Genomic DNA, 3,608 nt, shown 5'->3' with positions numbered 1-3,608 from the left:
ATGTCGACACTTAAAGCTTTCCATTGTATTCTTTTTATAAAATGTTAAAAGAGGAAAGTGAACTGATCTCAACTAAAGAAAGGGAAATTACGACTTCCTTTCCTTATTGGTGTCAGCTTTCCAAGGTCAAATCATTGTAGTGTGAAGATTGGATTAAAACAAAAAGATTAATTACACACTCACTGTTACTTTTTCATTTTCTTTTTCCTCCTTTTTCACAAATGAAAGAAACCCTTTCAGCTCTTTTTTTACTACTGGAGCCAGAAAATATAGCCCAATGACATTTGGAAAAGACATGGCAAAAATCATGGCATCGGAAATGCCAATTACACGATCGAAACTCATGGAGGCTCCAATGACAATAAACAGGCAGAAAAGCAATTTGAAGCTAAGTTCAGAGAATTTACTTTTCCCAAAAAGGTAAGTCCAAGACTTCAAACCATAATAGGACCAGGAAATCATTGTTGAAAAAGCGAATAGAATAACCGCTATGGAAAGCACATAAGGAAACCAACTAATTACTGAAGCAAAGGCCGAGGAAGTAAGGGCAATTCCATCCACTTCAGGGTTGTGGTAGGCTCCGGTAATAACAATGACCAAAGCTGTCATTGTACAAACTATTACTGTATCAATCACAGGTTCAATAGAGGCAACAAATCCTTCAGTAATAGGTTTGCTTGTTTTAGCTGTAGAATGGGCAATGGCAGCTGATCCAAGTCCTGCTTCATTGGAGAAAGCCGCTCTTCTTAAACCTTGTAACATGACTCCAACAGCACCTCCGGCAATAGCTTTTCCATTGAATGCTCCTTCAATAATGGCAGTAAATGCGGAAGGAATGGCACTGAAATTTGCTAAAAGCACTGTTATTCCCCCAATTACATAGACTGCGCACATTAATGGAACTACCTTATCGGTTACTTTTGCGATGGACTTAAATCCCCCGACAATTACAATAAAAGCTAATAAGGACATGATTAGCCCAAACACCCAAGTATGTTGACCAAAGAAAGTGGACTCACCTCCAAAAACGCCTACAAATTGGTGGGCAGCCTGATTTACCTGGAACATATTTCCCGCACCTAGTGCCCCTCCAATACACATGAGTGCAAAGAACATGGCAAGGAATTTACCAAGTCTTCCATAACCTTTGGCGCTTAAACCTTTGTCCAGGTAATGCATAGGGCCTCCGGATACAGAACCATCGGCATGTATATTTCGATACTTTACCGCTAAAGTACATTCTACAAATTTGGTAGTCATCCCAATAAAGCCACCGATAATCATCCAAAAGGTAGCGCCTGGTCCCCCTAAAGAGATCGCTACTGCGACTCCAGCAATGTTACCTAAGCCTACCGTTCCTGAAAGAGCAGCTGTTAATGCCTGAAAATGGGTGACTTCTCCTGGGTCGTCCTCTTTGCTATATTTCCCTTTGATGATATCAATGGCATGTTTCAGTCCACGAATGTTGATGAATTTGAGGTAAAAAGTAAAAAAAAGTGCGCCACCTATCAACCATAACAAAATAAAAGGGATTTCATAAGGACCAATCTTGAAACTAACAAAGATAACCCGTTCCATGAAGGCCGTAATCGGTGATATAGCATCATTGATCTGGTCATCAACGGACTTAACAGGAGCTGCTTGTAAATGAGGTGTTACTAAAAAAGTAAGTGACAGTATTGAAAGTAAAACCTTCTTCATGTTTAATAAAAAATCAAATGTATAGTGTATTTAAAATGAGGCTAAAAAGCAGGCCTTCTTTGGTCATCCACTTGGAGATAATCCAAAACAGAGACAAAATGTGCAACTTCAAAGGTTGTTACCTACCTTTTGGCTATGGCAAAAAAATGGTTCAACTCTTTTTTGACAATTGGTGAAAGAACATACAAACCCAATATGTTAGGTGCTGCCATTGCCAGTAACATGGCATCAGTAAAGCTTGCCACACTGTCAAGGCTCATAGAAGCACCAATAACTATAAAAAGACAAAAGATAAATTTATATAAGAATTCTGATTGTTTGTTTTTTCCAAAAAGGTAAGTCCAAGCTTTTAGTCCGTAATACGACCATGTAAGCATGGTGGAAAGAGCAAATAAAATAACCGCAATAGAAAGAATGAGTGGAAACCAACTTATGACTGTTTCAAAGGCAGTACTTGTTAGTGCAATTCCATCCAGCTCTCCACTTTGGTGAGTTCCTGTGATCACAATAACAAGGGCAGTCAAGGTACAAACCACCACCGTATCAATAAATGGTTCGAGGGAGGCAACAAAACCTTCAGTTGCAGGCTGACTGGTTTTGGCAGCGGAGTGTGCAATTGCTGCAGACCCAAGACCTGCTTCATTGGAAACAGCTCCTCTGCGAATTCCCTGAATCAAGGCGCCTAAAATACCGCCTCCAACAGCCTTTCCAGAAAAAGCACTTATAAATATGGAACTGAAGGCTGCCGGAATGGCATAAAAATTACTCACCAATACTGTTACCGCTGCAATGAGGTAAATAGCACACATAAAGGGTACAATTTTTTCAGTAACCTTGGCTATGGATTTGAAACCGCCTACTATAACCAAAAAGACAAGTATGGCCATTATCACCCCAAAGATCCAGGTATTTTGTCCAAAAAAGGTGGATTCACCACCCATTACGGCCACAAACTGCTGAGCGGCTTGATTTACCTGAAACATGTTTCCTCCTCCTAAGGAGCCACCAATGGCCATCACCGAGAAGAAAACAGCTAAAAATTTTCCAAGTCGCCCCCATCCCTTGGCACTAAATCCTTTGTCTAAATAATGCATGGGGCCTCCGGAGATAGTTCCATCGGCATGAATTTGTCGAAATTTTACCCCTAAGGTACATTCCACAAATTTTGTGGACATTCCTAAGAAGCCGGCTATTATCATCCAAAAGGTGGCTCCAGGCCCTCCTACAGAAATGGCAAGAGCTACTCCAGCTATATTTCCCAGTCCCACAGAACCTGAGAGGGCTGCTGTTAAGGCTTGAAATTGGGTTACCTCTCCTTTATCTTCTTCCTGTGCATATTTTCCCTGCAAAATCTTTATGGCTTGGCCAAACCCTCTTAGATTTATGAATCTAAGATAAAAAGTAAAGAAAATCGCTCCTATTACTATCCAGGCCACAATATATGGGAAATCATACCCACCTATAGAAAATTGCGCAAAGACAATGCGCTCCATTAGGGCTGTTGCAGGAGCCATGGCATTATTAATTATGTCATCGACAGATTCTCCCGAGGCTGCATATAAATTAGGCAGAAAAAATAATAATGACAGAATTAGTAAAGTGACCTTCTTCATGAATCAATAAAAAAATAAAATTTCGCCTAGGTGGCTTCCTGTAAAGTAGAAAGACGGCATCCCTAGTTTCTACTCCTTCATTTCAAAAAATAGAAGTTCACCCTAAATAGTTTGTAGGGATGAACTAACTTTAAAAAAATGCTTACACTCTTATTTAATTTCCAGAAAAAGTTGATTTATTCATCCTTAGGGATTATCAAACCACTTTTCCGCCTTTGTAGGTTAAGTGGTGCTACATGGCAGTTTTTCGGAAATTTAAATATAACAGCCCTATTCTTGTAAATGCAAGAAAAA

At 39.8% G+C, this 3,608-nt stretch carries 2 protein-coding genes; both read right to left on the bottom strand.

Annotation, left to right across the window (positions count from 1 at the left end; translation table 11 throughout):
- Positions 1–171: 171 nt before the first annotated feature.
- Entirely contained in the window at positions 172–1,701 is a 1,530-nt protein-coding gene (locus E1171_RS04950) for an alanine/glycine:cation symporter family protein (RefSeq protein ID WP_155204679.1), read from the bottom strand.
- Positions 1,702–1,823: 122 nt separating this feature from the next.
- Complete coding sequence (locus tag E1171_RS04945; protein WP_155204678.1) at positions 1,824–3,314, bottom strand: alanine/glycine:cation symporter family protein; 1,491 nt, start codon at positions 3,312–3,314, stop codon at positions 1,824–1,826.
- Positions 3,315–3,608 lie beyond the last annotated feature (294 nt).

Source organism: Xanthovirga aplysinae (assembly GCF_009711365.1).
GTDB lineage: Bacteria > Bacteroidota > Bacteroidia > Cytophagales > Cyclobacteriaceae > Xanthovirga > Xanthovirga aplysinae.
Note: the sequence above shows the minus strand (reverse complement) of the source record. Positions and strands in the feature narration are given on the sequence as shown.

Excerpts from the sequence above, each read along its gene's own strand:
- E1171_RS04950 (WP_155204679.1), bottom strand. The coding sequence starts at position 1,701 with ATGAAGAAGGTTTTACTTTCAATACTGTCACTTACTTTTTTAGTAACA.
- E1171_RS04945 (WP_155204678.1), bottom strand. The coding sequence starts at position 3,314 with ATGAAGAAGGTCACTTTACTAATTCTGTCATTATTATTTTTTCTGCCT.